Consider the following 19,281-nt stretch of genomic DNA (forward strand, 5'->3'; position numbering starts at 1 on the left):
TTTCCCACCGGGACGGAACCGCCCCGGATCTGTGCTGGACGCCAGAGTGCCACCCATCGTGGCGCCGCACCTGCCGTTCCCCCAAGATATGCATATATCTGTCGCTCAATGCGGTGAACTCTGCTACGGAAGAGCGTATTTGGACGGCAGACTGGTGCGAGCTGTGCCGGTGGAAGGGAGGCGGGTGTGCAGCACGGTCCCGCGGTGCGTCGGCGCAAGCTCGGCGAGGAACTGCGTGCCCTGCGTGACCGGTCCGGACTCACCAGTGGTGAGGCCGCTCGGATCACGGGATGGCACCAGTCGAAAATCAGCCGCATCGAGACAGGCCGCAGCGGCGTGAAGCCGGAGGACATCCGGCTGCTCCTCGACGTCTACGGGGAGGTCGTGAGCCCGCAGCAACGCGCCCTGCTGGAGGCCCTGTCGGCCTCGGCCGCCGGCCCCGGTCCGGCCGGCGACACCGGGCGGGGCCGCCAGTGGTGGCACGACTACCGGGGGCTGCTGCCCCAGGAGTACCGGGACTTCATCAGCCTGGAGGCGGGTGCCCGGTCGGCCCGCACCGTGGAGCTGTCCGTGGTGCCGGGGCTGCTGCAGACCTCCGGATATGCGCGGGCGGTGACCCGGGCCGCGCTGGGCGGGCTGCCTGAGCCGAAGGTGGACGCGCTGGTCGACGTACGGCTGGCCCGGCAGTCGGTGCTGCGGGCCGATCCGCCGCTCGAGCTGAGCGCGGTGCTGGACGAGGCGGTGCTGCGCCGGCAGATCGGCGGGCCCGGGGTGATGGCAGAGCAGTTGCGGCACCTGGTGGAGGTGGCGCGGCTGCCCCAAGTCTGCTTGCAGGTCCTGCCGTTCAGCGTCGGCGGCCATCTCGGCCTGACAGGACCGTTCGTCATTTTTTCATTTCCGGACATCGCTGATCTGGATGTGGTGGTACTCGACCATTTGACGAGTAGCCTCTATCTGGAGCGGAAGGAAGACCTAGAGGCGTACAGCGCCGCGTTCCGCACCATCCAGGAACACGCCCTCCCGCCCCAGGACTCGTCGGATCTCATCAGCAGCCTTGCTGACGACGCGTAAGGAGGCACCCCCGTGTCCGCAACCCCCTTATCCTCCAGCGGACTTCTGATCAGCGCGCGGTGGCGGCGGAGCAGCCGCAGCACCGGAATGAACAACTGTGTGGAAGCGGCCGCCCTCGACGGCGGCCTGCTGGCCGTCCGCGACTCCAAGCGGACGGACGGCCCGGCCGTGCTCTTCACCGGGCCGGCCTGGGACGGCTTCCTCGCCTCCGTCCGGGCGGACGTGCACGCGTAGCTCCGCCTAGCGGTCCGTGGCTCCGGCGGGCGCGGTCTCGAGGATCGTCCCGACCGCCCGGTTGATCTCCTCCCCCGTGAGATCGGCCCGGGCGGTCAGCCGCAGCCGGGAGATGCCGTCCGGCACCGACGGCGGGCGGAAGCACCCCACGGACAGACCCGCCTCGCGGCAGTCGGCCGCCCAGCGCAGTGCCGCCGACGCCGACGGGGCCCGTACCGACACCACGGCCGCGTCCGGCCGGGCCGCTGTCAGGCCGGACGCGGTGAGCCGCCCGTACAGCCGGTCGGCCACCTCGCGGGCGCGGCCCGCCCGCTCCGGCTCGCGCTGGAGCAGGCGCAGGCTCGCCAGGGCCGCGCCCGCGGCGGCCGGGGCCAGTCCGGTGTCGAAGATGAAGGTGCGCGCCGTGTTGACCAGGTGTCTGATCACCTTGGCCGGGCCGAGCACGGCCCCGCCCTGGCTGCCCAGGGACTTCGAGAGGGTCAGCGTCGCGACCACGTAGGGCGCGCCCGCGAGCCCGGCGGCGTGCAGCGCGCCGCGGCCGCCCTCGCCCAGCACTCCCAGCCCGTGGGCGTCGTCCACGACCAGGGCCGCGCCCTCGTCACGGCAGGCGGCGGCGTACCCGGCGAGCGGGGCGGCGTCCCCGTCCACGGAGAACACCGAGTCGCTCACCAGCAGCGCCCGGCCGTCGTGGGCGGCGAGCGTCTTGCGCGCGGTGTCCGGGTCGGAGTGCGGGATCACCGCGGTCTCGGCCCGCGAGAGCCGGCAGCCGTCGACGATCGACGCGTGGTTCCCGGCGTCGGAGACGACCAGCGTCCCCCAGCCGCCGAGCGCGGTGACCGCGGCGAGATTGGCCGCGTACCCGGAGGAGAGGACCAGCGCGGCCTCGAAACCGCAGAAGGCGGCGAGCTCCCGCTCAAGCTCCGCGTGCAGCTCGGTCGTACCCGTCACGAGACGCGAACCGGTGGCTCCGGCGCCCCAGCGCTCGGCCGCCTCCCGTGCCCCGCGGATCGTCTCGGGGTGCCGGGACAGGCCGAGGTAGTCGTTGCTCGCGAGGTCCAGGAGCGGCGACACCGCCGGCCGCGGGCGGAGCGTGCGGACCAGCCCCGCCTGCTCCCGCTCGCTCTCCGCGGCATCGATCCAGGCGAAGACATCCTCGGGGTCGGGGGTGTGCTGGCGCATCGGCATGTCCTCGTGTTTTGTCGGCAGTCCACAGACCTGCCCCGACCCTAGCGGCCGTGACTCGTGCGCCAGGTGTGGTGATACACACACACCCATCCGGCCATGTTGTGCGATCTCTCCTTGGCCGGGATGGGTGCTGTGGTCCAGGATCGGGTGCATGGACCTGCTGAACACCCTGGTGGACAAGGGGCTGCGGCGCGAGCTGCCGACCCGCGAAGAGGCGCTCGCCGTACTGGCGACTTCTGACGACGAACTGCTCGACGTGGTGGCCGCTGCCGGCAAGGTGCGCCGCCAGTGGTTCGGGCGTCGGGTCAAGCTGAACTACCTGGTCAACCTGAAGTCGGGCCTGTGCCCGGAGGACTGCTCGTACTGCTCCCAGCGCCTGGGATCGAAGGCCGAGATCCTCAAGTACACGTGGCTGAAGCCGGAAGAGGCCTCCCAGGCCGCCGCCGCCGGTGTCGCGGGCGGCGCGAAGCGGGTCTGCCTGGTGGCGAGCGGCCGCGGGCCGACGGACCGGGACGTGGACCGCGTCGGCAAGACCATCGAGGCGATCAAGGAGCAGAACGAGGGCGTCGAGGTCTGCGCGTGCCTCGGCCTGCTCTCGGACGGCCAGGCGGAGCGGCTGCGCGACGCGGGCGCGGACGCCTACAACCACAACCTCAACACGTCCGAGGCGACGTACGGCGCGATCACCAAGACCCACACCTACGCGGACCGGGTCGACACCGTACAAAAGGCGCACGCCGCCGGCCTGTCGGCGTGCTCCGGTCTGATCGCGGGCATGGGCGAGACCGACGAGGACCTGGTCGACGTCGTCTTCTCGCTGCGCGAGCTGGACGCGGACTCGGTCCCGGTCAACTTCCTGATCCCCTTCGAGGGCACCCCGCTGGCCAAGGAGTGGAACCTCACCCCGCAGCGCTGCCTGCGGATCCTGGCGATGGCGCGCTTCGTCTGCCCCGACGTCGAGGTCCGCCTCGCGGGCGGGCGCGAGGTGCACCTGCGCTCGCTCCAGCCGCTGGCCCTGCACGTGGTCAACTCGATCTTCCTGGGCGACTACCTGACCAGTGAGGGCCAGGCCGGTCAGGCCGACCTCGACATGATCGCGGACGCCGGTTTCGAGGTGGAGGGCGCCGGTACGTCGACCCTTCCCGCGCACCGCTCCGACGCGGCGGCCGCGGCCACCGGGGGCTGCGGCTCGAACGGCGGTGCCTCGGTCTGCGGCTCGGGCGCGACCACGGGCGACGACGCCCCGGCGGCGGGCTGCGGCTCGGCGTGCGGCGGCTGCTCCGGACACGGGCACGCGGACGCGGCGCCCGTCCCGGCCCAGGCCGAGGCCGGGGAGGTCCGGCCCGAGCTGGTGGCCGTACGCCGTCGCGGCGCGGGGACGGACATCGCCCCCAATGCCTGATCAGTCGCACCCGCTCGACGTGCCGCCGTCCGGGACCGGTTCGTCCGGCGCGGAACTGCTCGCGCTGGACCGGCAGCACGTCTGGCACCCGTACGGCCCGATGCCCGGGCGGCAGGAGCCGCTGGTGATCGCCTCCGCCTCGGGAGTGCGGCTGCGGCTCGCCGAGCCCTCCCAGGGGGAGGGCCACGAGGATCTGGTCGACGGCATGTCCTCCTGGTGGTCGGCCATCCACGGCTACAACCACCCGGTGCTCAACGAGGCCGTGACCACGCAGCTGGGCCGTATGTCGCACGTGATGTTCGGCGGGCTCACCCACGAGCCCGCCGTCCGGCTCGCCGCGAAGCTCGTCGAGATCACCCCGCCGGGACTGGAGCACGTCTTCCTCTCCGACTCGGGCTCGGTGTCCGTCGAGGTCGCGGTCAAGATGTGCCTGCAGTACTGGCGTTCGGTGGGGCGGACGGGCAAGACCCGGCTGCTCACCTGGCGCGGCGGCTACCACGGGGACACCTGGCAGCCGATGGCCGTCTGCGACCCCGACGGCGGCATGCACGAGCTGTGGCAGGGTCACCTGCCGCGGCAGGTCTTCGCGGACGCGCCGCCCGCCGGTTTCGACACGCCCGTGGACCCGGCGTACGCCGACCACCTGCGCTCCCTGATCGCCGCGCACGCCGACGAGTTGGCGGCCGTCATCGTGGAGCCGGTGGTCCAGGGCGCGGGCGGCATGCGCTTCCACAACCCGGACCACCTCCGGGTGCTGCGCGAGCTGTGCGACGAGTACGGCGTCCTCCTCATCCTGGACGAGATCGCGACGGGCTTCGGCCGCACGGGCGCGCTGTTCGCGGCCGACCACGCCGGGATCACCCCGGACGTGATGTGCCTGGGCAAGTCGCTGACCGGCGGCTACCTCACCCTCGCGGCGACCCTGTGCACGGAACGGGTCGCCGACGGGATCTCCCAGGGCGAGGTGCCCGTCCTCGCGCACGGGCCGACCTTCATGGGCAACCCGCTCGCGTCGGCGGTGGCGCTCGCGTCGGTCGAACTCCTCCTCGGGCAGGACTGGGCGACCGACGTCAAGCGCATCGAGGCGGGGCTGCGCGAGGGCCTGGCGGCCGCGGCCGGGATCCCCGGCGTGCGGGACGTACGCGTCCTGGGCGCGATCGGCGTGGTGCAGCTGGACCACGAGATCGACATGGCGGCCGCGACCCGGGCGGCGGTGCGCGAGGGCGTGTGGCTGCGCCCGTTCCGGGACCTGATCTATGTGATGCCGCCGTTCGTCACCGGCGAGGCGGACGTGGCCCGTATCTGCCGCGCGGTGTGCGCGGCCGCGCAGGAAGGCTGAGATGTCCGTAGTGGTGGTGTCCGGGACGGGCACGGAAATCGGCAAGACCGTGGTCACGTCGGCGATCGCGGCCGCCGCGATCGCGGCCGGCCGCTCGGTGGCCGTGCTCAAGCCCGCGCAGACGGGTGTCGGTCCGCAGGAGCCGGGGGACGCCGCGGAAGCGGTCCGCCTGGCCGGCTCCGCGGTCACCGCGGTGGAACTGGCCCGCTACCCGGAGCCCTTGGCCCCGAACACGGCGGCCCGCCGCGCGGGCCTGCGGACCCTCTCCCCGGCGGAGATCGCGGAGGCGGCGCGGCAGTTGTCCGAGGCGCACGACCTGGTCCTGGTGGAGGGCGCGGGCGGGCTGCTCGTGCACTTCGACGACGAGGGCAACACCCTGGCCGACGCGGCCCGGCTGCTCGGCGCGCCGACCGTGATCGTCGCCCCTGCGGGCCTGGGAACCCTCAACTCCACCACCCTCACGGCAGAAGCCCTGCGGGCCCGGGACCTGAACGCGCTGGGCGTGGTGGTCGGCAGCTGGCCGCAGGACCCGGACCTGGCGGCCCGCTGCAACCTGGCGGACCTTCCTAAGTCCTCGGGCGTGCCCCTCCTGGGCGCGATCCCGGAGCGCTCGGGCGCCCTCTCCCCGGACCGCTTCCGCACCTCGGCCCCCACCTGGCTGGCCCCGCCCCTCTGGGGCACCTGGTCGCCGGACTCCTTCCTCACGAAGTGGTCCCCGTCGGCGTACACCAAACCCACCCCCGCCGGCACATCCAGCCCCGCCGGCGTTTGAGGCGCGGGGTCCGGGGCGGAGCCCCGGTCTCTCAGCCTGGCCGCCTCAATCCAGCCCCGCCCACACATCCAGCCTCGCCGGCGTTTGAGGCGCGGGGTCGGGGGCGGAGCCCCGGTCTCTCAGCCTGGCCGCCTCAATCCAGCCCCGCCCACACATCCAGCCTCGCCGGCGTTTGAGGCGCGGGGTCCGGGGCGGAGCCCCCGGCCTTTCAGCCCCGCCGCCTCAATCCAGCCCCGCCGGCGTTTGAGGCGGCGGGGTCCGGGGCGGAGCCCCGGTCTTTGAGCCTCGCCGGCATCGGGGCCCGCGGCCCACGGCGGAGCCCGAACCGCCGGAGGCAGGGATGACGGCCCGGCCGAAGGGCACGCTGGAGGTACCGGAACGTCGCCTCCCGGGAGGTCCGTCATGCCGCGCCGCCGCCTCATCCGCACCACGCGCAACACCCCGCCCCACGACCCCGTCCACCACCCCGTCTTCGCCCGGTTCTACGCCCGCGCCAGCACCGCCGCCGAGACCCGCGCCGGCATCGGCCCCCTCCGCCGCGAGCTGCTGCACGGCGTCTCCGGCCGCGTCATCGAGATCGGCGCCGGCAACGGCCTGAACTTCCCGCACTACCCGCGCGCCGTCTCCGAGGTCGTCGCCGTCGAACCGGAACGCACCCTCCGCCGGCTCGCGGCCTCCGCCGCCCTCCGCTGCGAGGTCCCGGTGGACGTCGTACCCGGCGCCGCCGAGGCCCTCCCGGTCAAGAGCGAGGCCTTCGACGCCGCCGTCGCCTCGCTGGTGCTGTGCACCGTACGGGACCTGCCCCGCTCCCTCGCCGAACTGCACCGCGTACTCCGCCCCGACGCCGAGCTGCGCTTCTTCGAGCACGGCCTGGCGCCCGGCCCCGGCATGGCCGCCGTCCAGCGCGCCCTGGACCGGACCGTCTGGCCGCACCTCTTCGGCGGCTGCCACACCGCGCGCGACCCGCTGGCCGCCATCGAGGCCGCCGGATTCCGGATCGTCTCGCACCGCCGTCTGCGGCTGCCCGAACGCGGTCCGGCCCTGCCCACCTCCTACTGCGTCATCGGGTCGGCGCGCCGAGTGGCTTGACCCAGCGCTTCCACTGGTCCTGGGGCCCGTAGCCCGCGGCGTCCCAGGCCAGGTGGGCCCGCTCGTTGCGGACGAGCACCATGGCGTCCGCCCGCCGCCCGCCGAGCGCCACGAAGCGTTCCTCGGCGGCGGCCAGCAATGCGGTCCCGATCCCCCGGCGCCGGTGGCCGGGGTGCACCGCGAGCCGGTAAAGGTGACAGCGCCACCCGTCGAAGCCGGCGATCACGGTGCCGACGAGCTCGCCGTCGCGCCGGGCGAGCAGGAGCGCCTGCGGGTCGCGGGCGTGGAGGCGCTCGACCCCGGCGAGGTCGTCGCTGATACTCGTTCCCTCGGCGGCGGCCTTCCAGAAGTCCAGCACGGCGCCGAGATCGGCGGCCGAAGCGGGTCCGATATGAAGATCAGTCATCCCCGGATCCCACCATCCGCCCGGACTCCGCCAAAAGAATGATCCGTTCTCTTTGCCCGTCCTTTACCATGTGGGCAAAGGTCCCTCTTGAGTGAAAGGTGTGAGCGTCCGCCCATGGGCGAGCCTCCCAGTCCCCGACGTACCGCTCCGCGACACCGCGCGGTCCCCCTCCTCCTGGCCGACCATGGGACGGAGGTGATCGACCGATGACCGAGGTGCTCCTGCTCGTCGTGGCACTGCTGCTCTGCGTCGCCTGCGGGGTCTTCGTCGCGGCCGAGTTCTCGCTGACGACCGTGGAGCGCAGCGAGCTCGAACGGGCCGTGGAGCGCGGTGAGCGCGGGGCCGACAGCGCCCTGGCGGCCGTCCGCACCCTGACGTTCCAGCTCTCCGGCGCCCAGCTCGGCATCACCGTGACCGGCCTGGTCATCGGCATGATCTCCAAGCCGTCGATCTCCACCCTGCTCCAGGGCCCGTTCGAGGCGATGGGCCTGTCGGCCGGCGCCGCCTCCTCGACCGCCCTGGTCCTCGGCACCGTCGTGTCGACCGTGGTGCTGATGGTCGTCGGCGAGCTGGTCCCCAAGAACTGGGCCATCTCCTCCCCGCTGGCGATCGCCAAGCGCGTGGCGACCGCGCAGCGCGTCTTCAGCCGGGCCTTCAAGCCCCTGATCAGCCACCTCAACACCACCGCGAACCACATGGTGCGGCGCCTCGGCATGGAGCCGGCCGAGGAGCTGGCCTCCGCGCGCACCCCGCAGGAGCTGGTCGCCCTGGCGCGGCACTCCGCGAAGGAAGGCGCCCTGGAGAAGGACACCGCCGAGCTGTTCGTGCGGACCCTGAACCTGGCCGACCTGACCGCGGAGAACGTGATGACCCCGCGCGTCCAGGTCACCGCTCTCGACGTGCAGACCACCGCCGAGGACGTGGCCAACGCGACGCTCGCCACCGGCCTCTCCCGCTTCCCGGTCTACCGGGGAAGCCTCGACACCGTCGTCGGCACCGTCCACATCAAGGACGTGCTGGCCCTGCCCGCCGAGGAGCGGCGCCGCCGTCCGGTGTCGCAGCTGCTGCGCGAGCCCCTCCTCGTGCCGGAGTCGCTGACCGTGGACCGGCTGCTGGACCGGCTGTCCGGCAAGCAGACGATGGCCGTGGTCATCGACGAGTACGGCGGCACGGCCGGTGTGGCCACGCTGGAGGACATCGTCGAGGAGGTCGTCGGCGAGGTCCGCGACGAGCACGACCCGCACGAGACCCCGGACCTGGCCCCGGCCGGTACGGACGAGTCCGGCCGCCTCCTCTACTCCGCCGACGGCTCCGCGCGCACCGACCAGCTCCGGCGGATCGGCCTGCGCGTGCCGGACGGCCCGTACGAGACCCTGGCCGGCCTGATAGCGACCGAGCTGGGCAGGATCCCGGCCGTCGGCGACCGGATGGAACTGGACGGCTGGCAGCTCGACGTGGTGGACGCCGGCGGACGCCGGGCCGCGCGGGTGCTGCTGCACGCCCCGGCGGAGCCGGCCGACGGAACGGAGCAGGCCCGATGACCGCGATCCAGCTGTTGATCGGCCTGGCGACCCTGGTCGTCAACGCCTTCTTCGTCGGTGCGGAGTTCGCACTGATCTCGGTCCGGCGCAGCCAGATCGAGCCGTACGCCGAGCAGGGCGACCGGCGGGCCCGCGCCGTCCTGTGGGGCCTGGAGCACGTGTCGGCGCTGATGGCGGCGGCGCAGCTGGGCATCACGCTGTGCACCCTGGTGCTGGGTGTGGTGGCCGAGCCGGCCATCGCGCACCTGCTGACCCCGCTCTTCGACCTCCTCGGGGTACCCGACGGGCTGACGCACGCGATCTCCTTCGTGGTGGCGCTGTCGCTGGCGACGTACCTGCACATGCTCTTCGGCGAGATGGTGCCGAAGAACGTGGCGCTCTCCGAGCCGGTGCGCACCGCGCTCGTGCTGGGGCCGCCGCTGGTGACCCTCACCCGGGCGCTGCGGCCGGTGATCTTCGCGATCAACGCCTTCGCCAACGCCCTGCTGCGCCTGCTGCGGGTGGAGGTGAAGGACGAGATCGCGGCGAGCTTCTCGGACGACGAGCTGGCACGGATGGTCAAGGACTCCAGTGACGCGGGTCTGCTCGACGACAGGGCGAGCGAGCGCCTGCACGACGCCCTGGAGCTGGGGCGGCGGCCGGTGACCGATGTGGTGCTGCCGGCCGACCAGGTGGTCTCGGCCCGTGTGGGCATCACTCCCACCGGCCTGGAGCAGCTGTCGGCCGCGTCCGGGTACTCCCGCTTCCCGGTGGTCGACGCGCAGGACCGGATCCTGGGCTACCTGCACGTGAAGGACGCCCTGGACGCGGACGGGGAGGCGCGGAACGAGCCGTTCCCCTTGTCGGAGCTGCGGCCGATCGCCCAGGTACGGGCGGAGACCCCGCTGGACGACGTGCTGACCGCCATGCGGCGCAGCCGTACGCACCTGGCGGCGGTCCTCGGGGCGGAGGACGCCATGACGGGCCTCGTGACCATGGAGGACGTACTGCGGGAGCTGTTCGGCAGGCCCGCGTCCGCCTGATCCGCCGGAGAGGTGTGGTCCCCGGCCCTGCGGGGCCGGGGTACCGCGCGGTAACATCACTCCGCCATGGAGATGAATGCCTCTTACACCAGTTTTGTCGCGGTCGGCGACTCCTTCACCGAGGGCATGTCGGACCTGCTTCCGGACGGCTCCTACCGGGGCTGGGCCGATCTGCTGGCCGCCCGCCTCGCCGCGCGCGAGCCGGGCTTCCGCTACGCGAACCTCGCGGTCCGCGGGAAGCTGATCGGGCAGATCGCGGAGGACCAGGCCCCGGTGGCGGCGGCGATGGGCGCCGACGTGGTGGCCCTGGTGGGCGGGCTGAACGACGCCCTGCGCCCCAAGGTGGACATGGGCCGGGTCCGCGGCCACCTGGAGGCGGCCGTGGAGATCCTCGCGCCTTCCTGCAAGCGCCTCGTCCTCATGCGCTCCCCGGGGCGCAACGGTCCGGTGATGGAACGCTTCAGACCCCGCATGGAGGAGCTCTTCGTCATCATCGAAGAGCTCGCCTCCCGGCACGACGCCCTGGTGGTGGACCTGTACGGGGCTTCCGTGCTCGGGGACCAGCGGATGTGGGACGTGGACCGGCTTCACCTGACCGCGGAGGGCCACCGCCGGGTGGCCGAGGCCGTCTGGCAGACCCTGGGCCTGCCCGCCGAGGAGGACTGGCGCACCGAGCTGCCCGCCGCCGTAGCGCCCGGCTGGACGGTGCGCCGGGCGCAGGACCTGAGCTTCGCCCGGCAGCACCTGCTCCCCTGGATCGGCCGCCGCCTGACGGGCCGCTCCTCCGGGGACGGCCGCCCGGCCAAGCGCCCGGAGCTGCTGCCGTACGGGGACGCGCCGCTCTCGTAGCAAGCCACAATCACGAGCGGGGGCCCTACCTGCGTAAACACACAGCGGTGGCCCAAGTAGAATCCCTCCACGTGACTGCCAAGCCCCGCATCCCCAATGTCCTGGCCGGCCGCTACGCCTCCGCGGAGCTCGCCGTCCTGTGGTCCCCCGAGTACAAGGTGACGCTGGAGCGGCGGCTGTGGCTCGCCGTGCTGCGCGCCCAGAAGGACCTCGGTATCGAGGTCCCGGACGCGGCCCTCGCCGACTACGAGCGCGTCCTGGAGACCGTCGACCTCGCCTCCATCGCCGAGCGCGAGAAGGTCACCCGGCACGACGTGAAGGCCCGCATCGAGGAGTTCAACGCCCTCGCCGGCCACGAGCACGTCCACAAGGGCATGACCTCGCGCGACCTCACCGAGAACGTCGAGCAGCTGCAGATCCGGCTCTCGCTGGAACTGGCCCGCGACCGCACGGTGGCCGTCCTGGCCCGCCTCGGCAAGCTGGCCGGCGAGCACGCCGAGCTGGTCATGGCCGGCCGCTCCCACAACGTGGCCGCGCAGGCCACCACCCTGGGCAAGCGCTTCGCCACCGCGGCCGACGAGCTGCTCGTCGCCTACGACCGCCTGGAGAACCTCCTCGGCCGCTACCCGCTGCGCGGGATCAAGGGCCCGGTGGGCACCGCCCAGGACATGCTCGACCTGCTCGGCGGCGACGCCGCGAAGCTCGCCGACCTGGAGCAGCGGATCGCCGCCCACCTCGGCTTCGCCCAGGCCTTCACCTCGGTCGGCCAGGTCTACCCGCGCTCGCTCGACTACGACGTGGTCACCGCGCTGGTGCAGCTGGCCGCCGCACCGTCCTCGATCGCCAAGACGATCCGCCTGATGGCCGGCCACGAGCTGGTCACCGAGGGCTTCAAGCCCGGCCAGGTCGGCTCCTCGGCGATGCCGCACAAGATGAACACCCGCTCCTGCGAGCGCGTGAACGGCCTCATGGTCATCCTGCGCGGCTACGCCTCGATGACCGGCGAGCTGGCCGGCGACCAGTGGAACGAGGGCGACGTCTCCTGCTCCGTGGTCCGCCGGGTGGCCCTGCCGGACGCGTTCTTCGCCTTCGACGGCCTGCTCGAGACCTTCCTGACGGTCCTCGACGAGTTCGGCGCCTTCCCGGCCGTCGTCGCCCGCGAGCTGGACCGCTACCTGCCCTTCCTCGCGACCACCAAGGTCCTGATGGGCGCGGTGCGGGCCGGCGTCGGCCGCGAGGCCGCCCACGAGGTCATCAAGGAGCACGCGGTGGCCTCCGCGCTCGCCATGCGCGAGCAGGGCGCCGAGCGCAACGAGCTGCTGGACAAGCTGGCCGCCGACGACCGGATGCCGCTGGACCGCGCCCAGCTCGACGCCCTCATGGCCGACAAGCTGTCCTTCACCGGCGCCGCCGGCGACCAGGTCGCCACCGTGGTCTCCCGGATCGAGGCGATCGCCAAGCAGCACCCGGAGGCCGCCGGGTACGCGCCGGGGTCGATCCTCTGACCCCCGAAGAGCTGACCGCCGCCCGTGACCGCGTCCTCCCGGACGTGGTCGCGGGCGGTCTGCGTGTGCTGTTCTGCGGGATCAACCCCGGCCTCCTCTCCGCCGCGACGGGCCACCACTTCGCCCGCCCCGGCAACCGGTTCTGGCCCGTCCTGCACCTCTCGGGCTTCACCCCGCGCCGGCTGGCCCCCGCGGAGCAGGAGGAGCTGCTGACCTACCGCCTCGGCATCACCAACGTCGTCGCCCGCGCCACGGCCCGCGCCGACGAACTGAGCGCCGAGGAGTTCCGTGAGGGCGGCCGCATCCTGACCGCCAAGGTGGAACTCCTGCGGCCACAATGGCTGGCGGTGGTCGGAGTGACGGCCTACCGCACGGCCTTCGGCGAGCGGAAGGCGCAGATCGGCCCCCAGGAGCTGACCATCGGCTCCACCCGCATCTGGGCCCTCCCCAACCCGAGCGGCCTCAACGCCCACTGGACCGCCGAGTCCATGGCCCAGGAGTACGCCCGCCTCCGCGCCGCCGCCGAGGCTCCCGAAGCCGCCGAGGGCTAGGGCGGATCGATCACGGTGACCCCTGCCATCAGCAGGTAGGGGTCCTCGGAGTCCCACTGCGCCACGTAGGCCACCAGCCACTGCTCCTCGGCCCGCCACAGGTGGACGTGGTCGGTGCTGTTGCTCAGCTCGTCCCACGGCTCCGGTATCTCCTCCCCGTCGAGCCCTCTTTCCAGCAGCGACCCGAGGCTGAACACCTGCGGCTCCCCCCACCGGTCGGTCACCGCCTGGGTGAGCGCCCCGTACTCGGCGCTGATCTGGCCGGCCGCCTCGATCCGCCCCGAACCGTCGTCATCCCAGAAGTGCTGCGTCCGAGCGAGCCGGATGAGATGAAAACCCGGGCCGCTGCTGCTGTCGACGGTCTGGACCGGCTCGGGCGGGAAATCCTTCGCCCTGAGCCTGTCGATCGTGTCGAGGTGCTCTGCCGTGGTCATACCGTCAGTATCCCGGCCACCACTGACAACTGGCCTGGCGTCACGCGGCCCGGCGGCGCACCGAGACCCACCCTCCGATGAGCGCGGCGGCCGCCCACAGGGCCATCACGCCGAGTCCCGTCCAGTGGCCGACGAGACCGCCGGCCTCCATCCGCATCATCATCTGGCCGGCCCGGTCCGGCAGGAGCTGAGCGACGCCCTCGGCACTCGCACCGATGACGAAGGAGACCAGGAGCACGAAGGGTATGAGCAGGCTCAGCACCAGCGCCGCGCTCCGCAGGACGGCCGTCAGGCCCGCCGCGAACAGCGTCATCAGCGTCAGGTACATCCCGCAGCCGAAGACGGACCGGATCGTGCCGGGGTCACCCAGCTCCATGGCGTACGACCCCATGAACGCCTGGCCGGCCACGAACGTCACGAAGGCGGTGATCTGCCCCAGCACGAAGGCGAGTGCGCCCACCACGGCCATCTTCGAAAGGTAGAAGCGGGTGCGGTTCGGCACCGCGGCCAGCGAGGTGCGCAGGGCTCCGTTGTGGAACTCCGCCGACAGCGCGTTCGCTCCGAAGGCCATGGCCGCGATCTGGCCGAAGTTGATCCCGTAGTAGGCCGCGAGGAGGCGGTCGTCACCCATGCTGCCCTCTTCGGACTGACCGATCGCCGCGGCGGTGAGCACCTGGATCCCGGCGGTGGCGACGAAGATGACTATGTACGCCCCTATGGTGCCGCGAAGGGACCGTAGCTTGATCCATTCCGAGTGCAGGACGGGCATGGTGGGCAGAGTGGCGCTCATGGCGAAGCCTCCTGAGTGGGGAAAGAAAAAGGGAGGGAAGGTCAGCGGGTTGCGGCGAACTCGGCGTGGTCGGCGGTGAGGTCCAGATAGGCCTGCTCCAGCGAGGCCCGGTCGTCGGAGAGTTCCAGCACGGGCACGCCTTCGCGGGCGGCCAGGCTGCCGACCTGATCGGCCCGTATGCCCTCGACGGTCCATCGCCCGTCGTCCGCGGTCACCAGCTCGAAGCCGTCACGGGCCAGCGCGGCCCGCAGCCGCTCCGGGTCGGTGGTGCGCAGCCGCACCCTTGGGGTGCTGCGGGCGTCGATGAACTCCTCCATCGAGGTGTCGGCCAGCAGCCTGCCGTTGCCGAGCACGACCAGGTGGTCGGCGAACGCCGAGGTCTCCGACATCAGATGGCTGGAGACCAGGACCGTGCGTCCCTCGGCGGCGAGACCGCGCATCAGCTCGCGGATCCAGATGATGCCCTCGGGGTCGAGGCCGTTGGTCGGCTCGTCCAGCAGCAGCACCCCGGGGTCGCCCAGCAGTGCCGCGGCTATGCCCAGGCGCTGGCGCATGCCGAGCGAGAAGGACTTGACCCGCCGCCCGGCGACGGAGGCTATCCCCGCCTGCTCCAGGACCTCGTCCACCCTGCGCATCGGGATCCGGTCCGCCGCGGCGAGGACGCGGAGGTGGTCCCGGGCGGTGCGCCCGCCGTGCGCCGACTGCGCGTCGAGCAGCGCGCCGACCTGGTGCAGCGGGTCGGGGAAGTCGGTGAACCGCCGCCCGCCGATCGTGGCCGTACCGGACGTCGCCCGGTCCAGGCCCAGCAGCAGGCGCATCGTGGTGGACTTGCCGGCGCCGTTGGGGCCGAGGAAGCCGGTGACCCGTCCGGGCAGGACGTCGAAGGTGAGGCCGTCCACCGCTCGGTGGGTGCCGTATGCCTTGGTGAGTTCTCGGATCTCGATGCTGTTCATGGCTCAAGACTCGCCGCCGGTCCCACCCCTCTTCCTCCCCCATGCGAGGGTGCCGTCTCCCCCACGTGGGGGAGACGGCCGCGAGCCACGTCCTGTCACGATGAGGGCATGTACCGACTCCTCCGTGCCCCGCTCCAACCGGTGACCTACTCACGCTGGTTGCACCTCTGCGTGCCCGTCCTGCTGGTGGCGCTCTGGATGTTCGTAGGGCCCGAGGCCCCGTGGGTTCCGCTGCTCATCGCGGTACCGCTCGGTCTGGTCCCCTGGGTCCGGCTGGTCGAAGGGCTGCAGGCGCGGTTCCTGCTCACCCCGCACGACTGGGGCCGCGCGGAGAGCACCATCAGTGCGGTCCCCTCCGCGCGGTGGAACGACCGGTGGCGGACCCTGCTGTGGCTGGAGGTGCGGCTCGTCCTCGCGGGGGGCGCCTGGATCCCGACCGTGTGGCTCCCGGCCATGTCGGTCGAACTGGTCTCGATCGCTCTCGGGCATCCTCTGGGCGGTGACCTCATGATTCCCTTCGAGCCCCCGCGGTGGGCCGCCGCGCTGCTCGTGCCGGTGCCGCTGATTCTGCTGATCGCCATAGTGGTCCTGCTCGGGGAGCTGATCACCGCCATCGCCCAGCGGTTGCTGGGACCTTCGGCCGCGGAGCGGCTCACCGCGCTGGAAGCCCGCACCGAACAGCTCTTGGAGCGCAACCGGATCGCTCGCGAGCTGCACGACTCCATCGGGCACGCGCTGACGGTGGCGGTGGTGCAGGCGGGGGCCGCCCGGGCCGCCGGGGACCCGGAGTTCACCGACCGGGCGCTGTGCGCGATCGAGGAGACGGGCCGGGCCGCCCTGGAGGATCTGGAACGGGTGCTGGGGGTCCTGCGGGAATCCGGGCAGCCGCCGTCGCAGCGGCCGACGCTCGTGGAGGCGGACCGGCTGCTGGAGTCGGCCCGGGCCTCCGGGGCGGCGGTGGAGGCGCAAGTGACCGGTCCGCTCGACAAGTTGCCGGGGCCGGTCACCCGGGAGGGGTACCGGATCCTTCAGGAGGCGCTCACGAACGTGCTGCGGCACTGCGGTCCGGTACCCGTCCGGGTGAGGATCGAGATGACCGGGGACCGGCTGGATCTGGAGGTGTCGAATCCGCTGCCGGACGAGCCGGCCCTGATGCAGCGCAGCGGGAGCGGGCTGCGCGGGATGCGGGAGCGGGCCGCGCTGCTCGGCGGGGAGGCCGAGACCGGTCCGTACGAGGGCCGTTGGAGGGTGCGCGCCCGGCTTCCGCTGGAGCGAATACGCTGACCGGATGCCGGTTACCGTACTGCTCGTCGATGACGAACCCCTCGTGCGCGCGGGTCTGCGCGCCGTCCTGGACTCCCAGCCCGACATCGAGGTGGTGGGTGAGGCCGCGGACGGGGCCTCGGTGGTCCCGCTCGTCCGCCAACTGAGGCCGGACGTGGTGGCGATGGACGTGCGGATGCCGCTGCTCGACGGAATCGAGGCGACCCGTGCGGTCCTGCGCTCGGTGGACTCCCCGCCGAAGATCCTCGTGGTCACCACCTTCGAGAACGACGAGTACGTCTACCAGGCGCTGCGGTCCGGAGCGGACGGGTTCCTGCTGAAGCGGGCCCGGCCCTCGGAGATCGTGCACGCGGTACGGCTGGTGGCGGAGGGCGAGACGCTGCTCTTCCCGGCTGCCGTGCGGTCGCTGGCCGCGGAGTACGGGAACCGGCAGGCCCGGGCGGCGCTGGAGCGGGCCGCGCTGACCGAGCGGGAGGAGGCGGTGCTGCGGCTCATGGCCCGGGGTCTCACCAACGTGGAGATCGCGGCCGACCTGATCATCGGCACGGAGACGGTCAAGTCCCACGTCAGCGCGATCCTGGCGAAGCTGGGGGCGCGGGACCGCACCCAGGCGGTGATCACGGCGTACGAGTCGGGGTTCGTCTCGCCGGCCTGAGGAAAGGCTGATTCCGGCCGATGGGGGGCCGCTTCTCGCCGCGGCACCGGGCGCGCAGTACGATCCGGCTGACAAGCTCGCTAGCTGGGAGGACACACGTTGGGGCAGCTGACCGGCGGGGACCCCTCTCTGCTCCGGCGGATCAATTCCGCCGTCGTGCTGCGCGCGCTGCGCACGGCCGGATCGCCGACCCTCACCGACCTCACGCGGCTGACCGGACTCTCCCGGCCGACCGTCGAAGGTGTCGTGGAGGGGCTGATCGGGACCGGGCTCGTCGTCGAGGCCGAAGCGGAGGAAGGCGCGCGACGCCAGGGTCGACCGGCGAGGCGGTTCCGGTTCCGGGCCGAGGCAGGGCACCTGCTGGGCATCGAGATCGGCTCGCACCGGATCGCGGTGCTGCTGTCCGGGCTGGACGGCCGCGTCATCGGCGCCGGCACCAAGGACGTCGCGGAGGACGCCTCCGCGGACGAGCGGCTGGAGCGGGTCCGGGCGGCCGTCGCCGATCTGCTGCGCCGCGCCGGAGTGCCGCGGGACTCCCTGCGCGCCGTCGGGGTCGGCAGCCCCGGGATCGTGGAGGCGGACGGCACCGTGCGCCTCGGCACGGCGCTGCCCGGCTGGACGGGGCTGCCGCTCGGGGAGCGGCTGCGCCGCTCCTTCCGCTGCCCGGTGCAGGTGGAGAACGACGCCAACGCGGCGGCGGTCGCCGAGCACTGGAAGGGCGCCGCGCGGGACACCGGCGACATGGTGTTCGTGATGGCCGGGCTCAGCCCCGGCGCCGGCTCACTGATCGGCGGCCGGCTCCACCGGGGCTTCGGCGGCGCGGCCGGCGAGATCGGCGCCCTGCACCTGCTGGGCCGCGAGGTGACGCCCGAGCGGCTGCTCTCGACCACCGGTGAGCCGCTGCATCCCCTGGACGAACCCGCCGTCGCCGAGGTCTTCGCGATGGCCAAGCGGGGCGACGAGCGCGCGGTGGCCGCCGTGGAGCGGTTCCTGCAGCGGCTGGTCCACGACGTGGCCGCGCTGGTCCTCGCAATGGATCCGGAGCTGGTGGTCGTCGGCGGCTGGGCGGCCGGCCTGGACGGCGTACTGGAGCCCCTGCGCCAGGAGCTGGAACGCTACTGCCTGCGTCCGCCGAGGGTGGCCCAGTCCCTGCTCGGCGAGGCCGCGGTGGCGACCGGCGCCCTGCGGCTCGCGCTGGACCACGTCGAGGAGGAGCTCTTCGCAGTGGAGAAGACGGTCACGGCCCGCCGCTGACCCAGCCCCTCACGCCCCCGGCGCCCCTCACGCCCCGTACGACGCGGAACGGCCCGGCCCCGAGCCATTGCTCGGGGCCGGGCCGTTCCGCCGTGTCAGGAGGCGACGCGCGGCTCGTGCGTGATCTCGACGTTGCCCGAGTCGCCGAAGGTGAGGCGGCAGGTGTCGGCACGGTAGGTGGCCACCGAGACGGCGGCCGTGCCCGCGGCGGTGAAGTAGCGGGTGGTGACCAGGAGGACCGGCGCACCGGGCAGGCGGTCCAGTTCCTTGGCGTCGTCGGCGCGCGCGGAGCCGAGCTCCACCGAGCGGTCCTGGCCGTCGAGGGCCAGCCGCTGCAGCTCGCGCAGGACGGCGCGGGCGCGGGCGGGGCCGGACGGGGCCTCGATCGCGGGGAGTCCGGGCACCGAGGCGGCCGGAACGTAGAGCAGTTCGGCGGCGACGGCCTGGCCGTTGGTGACCCGGGTCCGGCGCACCGTGTGCACCGGCTGGTCGGCGGCGAAATCCCCACCGGTGCCGAGGAGCTTCAGCACGGCGGCCGGCGGCAGGCTCTCGGCCGCGTCCACCGGCTCCCAGCCGTCGACGCCCTCACCGGGCCAGCTGTGCTGCGCGCTGCCGACGGCGACGCCCACGCGCGGCGGGGCGACGGTGGTGCCGACGCCGCGGCGACGCTGCAGCCGGCCTTCGAGCTCCAGCTGCTCCAGCGCCTGGCGCAGGGTCGCGCGGGCGACGCCGAAACGGGCGGCGAGTTCACGCTCGTTGGGGAGGACCTCACCCACGGCGAAGTCCTGGTCGAGCGCCTCGCTGAGGACGGTCTTGAGGTGCCAGTACTTCGGCTCCGGCGCCGTTTCGAGCTGCGTGGTCCCCACCCTGACTCCTCCTGCCGTCGCTGCACTCGCCGTGTCTTCCAGCGGCAGTTCCGCGCCCTTGTTTATTAAAGGTTCCTGC

General features: G+C 72.8%; 20 protein-coding genes. 14 read left to right on the forward strand and 6 right to left on the reverse strand.

What is annotated here, in order from left to right; translation table 11 throughout:
- Positions 1-186: 186 nt before the first annotated feature.
- Both OG472_RS09815 and OG472_RS09820 read left to right on the forward strand, forming a co-directional pair.
- Positions 187-1,071, forward strand: a complete 885-nt coding sequence (locus tag OG472_RS09815; protein ID WP_383574160.1) for a helix-turn-helix domain-containing protein — start codon at positions 187-189, stop codon at positions 1,069-1,071.
- 12 nt (positions 1,072-1,083) lie between these two features.
- Entirely contained in the window at positions 1,084-1,305 is a 222-nt protein-coding gene (locus OG472_RS09820; protein WP_401613022.1) for a DUF397 domain-containing protein, read from the forward strand.
- Positions 1,306-1,311: 6 nt separating this feature from the next.
- On the opposite strand, the gene OG472_RS09825 is transcribed toward OG472_RS09820, so the two are convergent.
- Complete coding sequence (locus OG472_RS09825; RefSeq protein ID WP_401613020.1) at positions 1,312-2,484, reverse strand: 8-amino-7-oxononanoate synthase; 1,173 nt, start codon at positions 2,482-2,484, stop codon at positions 1,312-1,314.
- 157 nt (positions 2,485-2,641) lie between these two features.
- Between OG472_RS09825 and bioB the strand changes: the two genes are divergently transcribed.
- The 4 genes from bioB (at position 2,642) to OG472_RS09845 (ending at position 7,092) form a co-directional block, all read left to right on the forward strand.
- A complete protein-coding gene (bioB, locus tag OG472_RS09830) occupies positions 2,642-3,892 on the forward strand; it encodes a biotin synthase BioB (protein WP_401613018.1) in 1,251 nt (416 codons plus the stop codon).
- Positions 3,885-5,231: an adenosylmethionine--8-amino-7-oxononanoate transaminase gene (locus OG472_RS09835; RefSeq protein ID WP_405829042.1), complete on the forward strand. Its 1,347-nt coding sequence runs from the start codon at positions 3,885-3,887 to the stop codon at positions 5,229-5,231. Before bioB ends, OG472_RS09835 begins: the two co-directional genes overlap by 8 nt.
- 1 nt (position 5,232) lies before the next feature.
- Positions 5,233-6,003 carry a dethiobiotin synthase gene (gene bioD, locus OG472_RS09840; RefSeq protein WP_405941330.1) on the forward strand — a complete coding sequence of 257 codons (771 nt, stop codon included), beginning with the start codon at positions 5,233-5,235 and terminating at the stop codon, positions 6,001-6,003.
- A 402-nt stretch (positions 6,004-6,405) separates the two neighbouring features.
- On the forward strand, positions 6,406-7,092 hold the full coding sequence (locus tag OG472_RS09845; RefSeq protein ID WP_405829046.1) for a class I SAM-dependent methyltransferase: 687 nt from the start codon (positions 6,406-6,408) through the stop codon (positions 7,090-7,092).
- Here OG472_RS09845 and OG472_RS09850 read toward each other — a convergent pair.
- Positions 7,064-7,498: a GNAT family N-acetyltransferase gene (locus OG472_RS09850; protein WP_383574149.1), complete on the reverse strand. Its 435-nt coding sequence runs from the start codon at positions 7,496-7,498 to the stop codon at positions 7,064-7,066. The two genes, OG472_RS09845 and OG472_RS09850, sit on opposite strands and share 29 nt — an antisense overlap.
- Positions 7,499-7,704: 206 nt before the next feature.
- Here OG472_RS09850 and OG472_RS09855 point away from each other — a divergent pair, with 206 nt between their 5' ends.
- The 5 genes from OG472_RS09855 (at position 7,705) to mug (ending at position 12,966) form a co-directional block, all read left to right on the forward strand.
- Positions 7,705-9,039, forward strand: coding sequence for a hemolysin family protein (locus OG472_RS09855; RefSeq protein ID WP_401613010.1), 1,335 nt, complete (start codon positions 7,705-7,707; stop codon positions 9,037-9,039).
- The gene (locus OG472_RS09860; protein ID WP_401613008.1) at positions 9,036-10,061 is read left to right on the forward strand and encodes a hemolysin family protein; all 1,026 of its coding nucleotides are present in this window, start codon (positions 9,036-9,038) and stop codon (positions 10,059-10,061) included. Before OG472_RS09855 ends, OG472_RS09860 begins: the two co-directional genes overlap by 4 nt.
- Positions 10,062-10,127: 66 nt before the next feature.
- Complete coding sequence (locus OG472_RS09865; RefSeq protein ID WP_401613006.1) at positions 10,128-10,910, forward strand: SGNH/GDSL hydrolase family protein; 783 nt, start codon at positions 10,128-10,130, stop codon at positions 10,908-10,910.
- A 71-nt stretch (positions 10,911-10,981) separates the two neighbouring features.
- Positions 10,982-12,415, forward strand: coding sequence for an adenylosuccinate lyase (gene purB, locus OG472_RS09870; protein ID WP_383574141.1), 1,434 nt, complete (start codon positions 10,982-10,984; stop codon positions 12,413-12,415).
- Positions 12,412-12,966 carry a G/U mismatch-specific DNA glycosylase gene (gene mug, locus OG472_RS09875; RefSeq protein WP_405943162.1) on the forward strand — a complete coding sequence of 185 codons (555 nt, stop codon included), beginning with the start codon at positions 12,412-12,414 and terminating at the stop codon, positions 12,964-12,966. Before purB ends, mug begins: the two co-directional genes overlap by 4 nt.
- Here the strand turns inward: mug and OG472_RS09880 are convergent.
- The 3 genes from OG472_RS09880 to OG472_RS09890 are packed head-to-tail and all read right to left on the reverse strand — an operon-like array spanning position 12,963 to position 15,143.
- On the reverse strand, positions 12,963-13,400 hold the full coding sequence (locus OG472_RS09880) for a hypothetical protein (protein ID WP_405941331.1): 438 nt from the start codon (positions 13,398-13,400) through the stop codon (positions 12,963-12,965). The genes mug and OG472_RS09880 overlap by 4 nt on opposite strands.
- A gap of 40 nt (positions 13,401-13,440) precedes the next feature.
- Complete coding sequence (locus tag OG472_RS09885; protein WP_401613002.1) at positions 13,441-14,190, reverse strand: ABC transporter permease subunit; 750 nt, start codon at positions 14,188-14,190, stop codon at positions 13,441-13,443.
- Between the two features lie 41 nt (positions 14,191-14,231).
- A complete protein-coding gene (locus OG472_RS09890; protein WP_401613000.1) occupies positions 14,232-15,143 on the reverse strand; it encodes an ATP-binding cassette domain-containing protein in 912 nt (303 codons plus the stop codon).
- A gap of 108 nt (positions 15,144-15,251) precedes the next feature.
- Between OG472_RS09890 and OG472_RS09895 the strand changes: the two genes are divergently transcribed.
- The 3 genes from OG472_RS09895 (at position 15,252) to OG472_RS09905 (ending at position 18,336) form a co-directional block, all read left to right on the forward strand.
- Positions 15,252-16,427 (forward strand): sensor histidine kinase, encoded by a 1,176-nt coding sequence (locus tag OG472_RS09895; RefSeq protein ID WP_405941332.1) that lies wholly within the window; start codon positions 15,252-15,254, stop codon positions 16,425-16,427.
- Between the two features lie 4 nt (positions 16,428-16,431).
- Positions 16,432-17,082, forward strand: a complete 651-nt coding sequence (locus tag OG472_RS09900) for a response regulator (RefSeq protein WP_405941333.1) — start codon at positions 16,432-16,434, stop codon at positions 17,080-17,082.
- Between the two features lie 99 nt (positions 17,083-17,181).
- Positions 17,182-18,336 (forward strand): ROK family transcriptional regulator, encoded by a 1,155-nt coding sequence (locus tag OG472_RS09905; RefSeq protein ID WP_383574131.1) that lies wholly within the window; start codon positions 17,182-17,184, stop codon positions 18,334-18,336.
- A 95-nt stretch (positions 18,337-18,431) separates the two neighbouring features.
- On the opposite strand, the gene OG472_RS09910 is transcribed toward OG472_RS09905, so the two are convergent.
- Positions 18,432-19,202 (reverse strand): GntR family transcriptional regulator, encoded by a 771-nt coding sequence (locus tag OG472_RS09910; protein ID WP_401612994.1) that lies wholly within the window; start codon positions 19,200-19,202, stop codon positions 18,432-18,434.
- Positions 19,203-19,281 lie beyond the last annotated feature (79 nt).

The sequence above is a fragment of the Streptomyces sp. NBC_00207 genome (assembly GCF_045160965.1).
Taxonomy (GTDB): Bacteria; Actinomycetota; Actinomycetes; order Streptomycetales; family Streptomycetaceae; genus Streptomyces.

Bases quoted from the DNA above. Each gene is read 5' to 3' on its own strand.
- OG472_RS09825 (WP_401613020.1), bottom strand. From the start codon at position 2,484: ATGCGCCAGCACACCCCCGACCCCGAGGATGTCTTCGCCTGGATCGAT.
- bioB (WP_401613018.1), top strand. From the start codon at position 2,642: ATGGACCTGCTGAACACCCTGGTGGACAAGGGGCTGCGGCGCGAGCTG.
- OG472_RS09835 (WP_405829042.1), top strand. From the start codon at position 3,885: ATGCCTGATCAGTCGCACCCGCTCGACGTGCCGCCGTCCGGGACCGGT.
- bioD (WP_405941330.1), top strand. From the start codon at position 5,233: ATGTCCGTAGTGGTGGTGTCCGGGACGGGCACGGAAATCGGCAAGACC.
- OG472_RS09845 (WP_405829046.1), top strand. From the start codon at position 6,406: ATGCCGCGCCGCCGCCTCATCCGCACCACGCGCAACACCCCGCCCCAC.
- OG472_RS09850 (WP_383574149.1), bottom strand. From the start codon at position 7,498: ATGACTGATCTTCATATCGGACCCGCTTCGGCCGCCGATCTCGGCGCC.
- OG472_RS09855 (WP_401613010.1), top strand. From the start codon at position 7,705: ATGACCGAGGTGCTCCTGCTCGTCGTGGCACTGCTGCTCTGCGTCGCC.
- OG472_RS09860 (WP_401613008.1), top strand. From the start codon at position 9,036: ATGACCGCGATCCAGCTGTTGATCGGCCTGGCGACCCTGGTCGTCAAC.
- OG472_RS09865 (WP_401613006.1), top strand. From the start codon at position 10,128: ATGGAGATGAATGCCTCTTACACCAGTTTTGTCGCGGTCGGCGACTCC.
- OG472_RS09880 (WP_405941331.1), bottom strand. From the start codon at position 13,400: ATGACCACGGCAGAGCACCTCGACACGATCGACAGGCTCAGGGCGAAG.
- OG472_RS09885 (WP_401613002.1), bottom strand. From the start codon at position 14,190: ATGAGCGCCACTCTGCCCACCATGCCCGTCCTGCACTCGGAATGGATC.
- OG472_RS09890 (WP_401613000.1), bottom strand. From the start codon at position 15,143: ATGAACAGCATCGAGATCCGAGAACTCACCAAGGCATACGGCACCCAC.
- OG472_RS09895 (WP_405941332.1), top strand. From the start codon at position 15,252: ATGTACCGACTCCTCCGTGCCCCGCTCCAACCGGTGACCTACTCACGC.
- OG472_RS09900 (WP_405941333.1), top strand. From the start codon at position 16,432: ATGCCGGTTACCGTACTGCTCGTCGATGACGAACCCCTCGTGCGCGCG.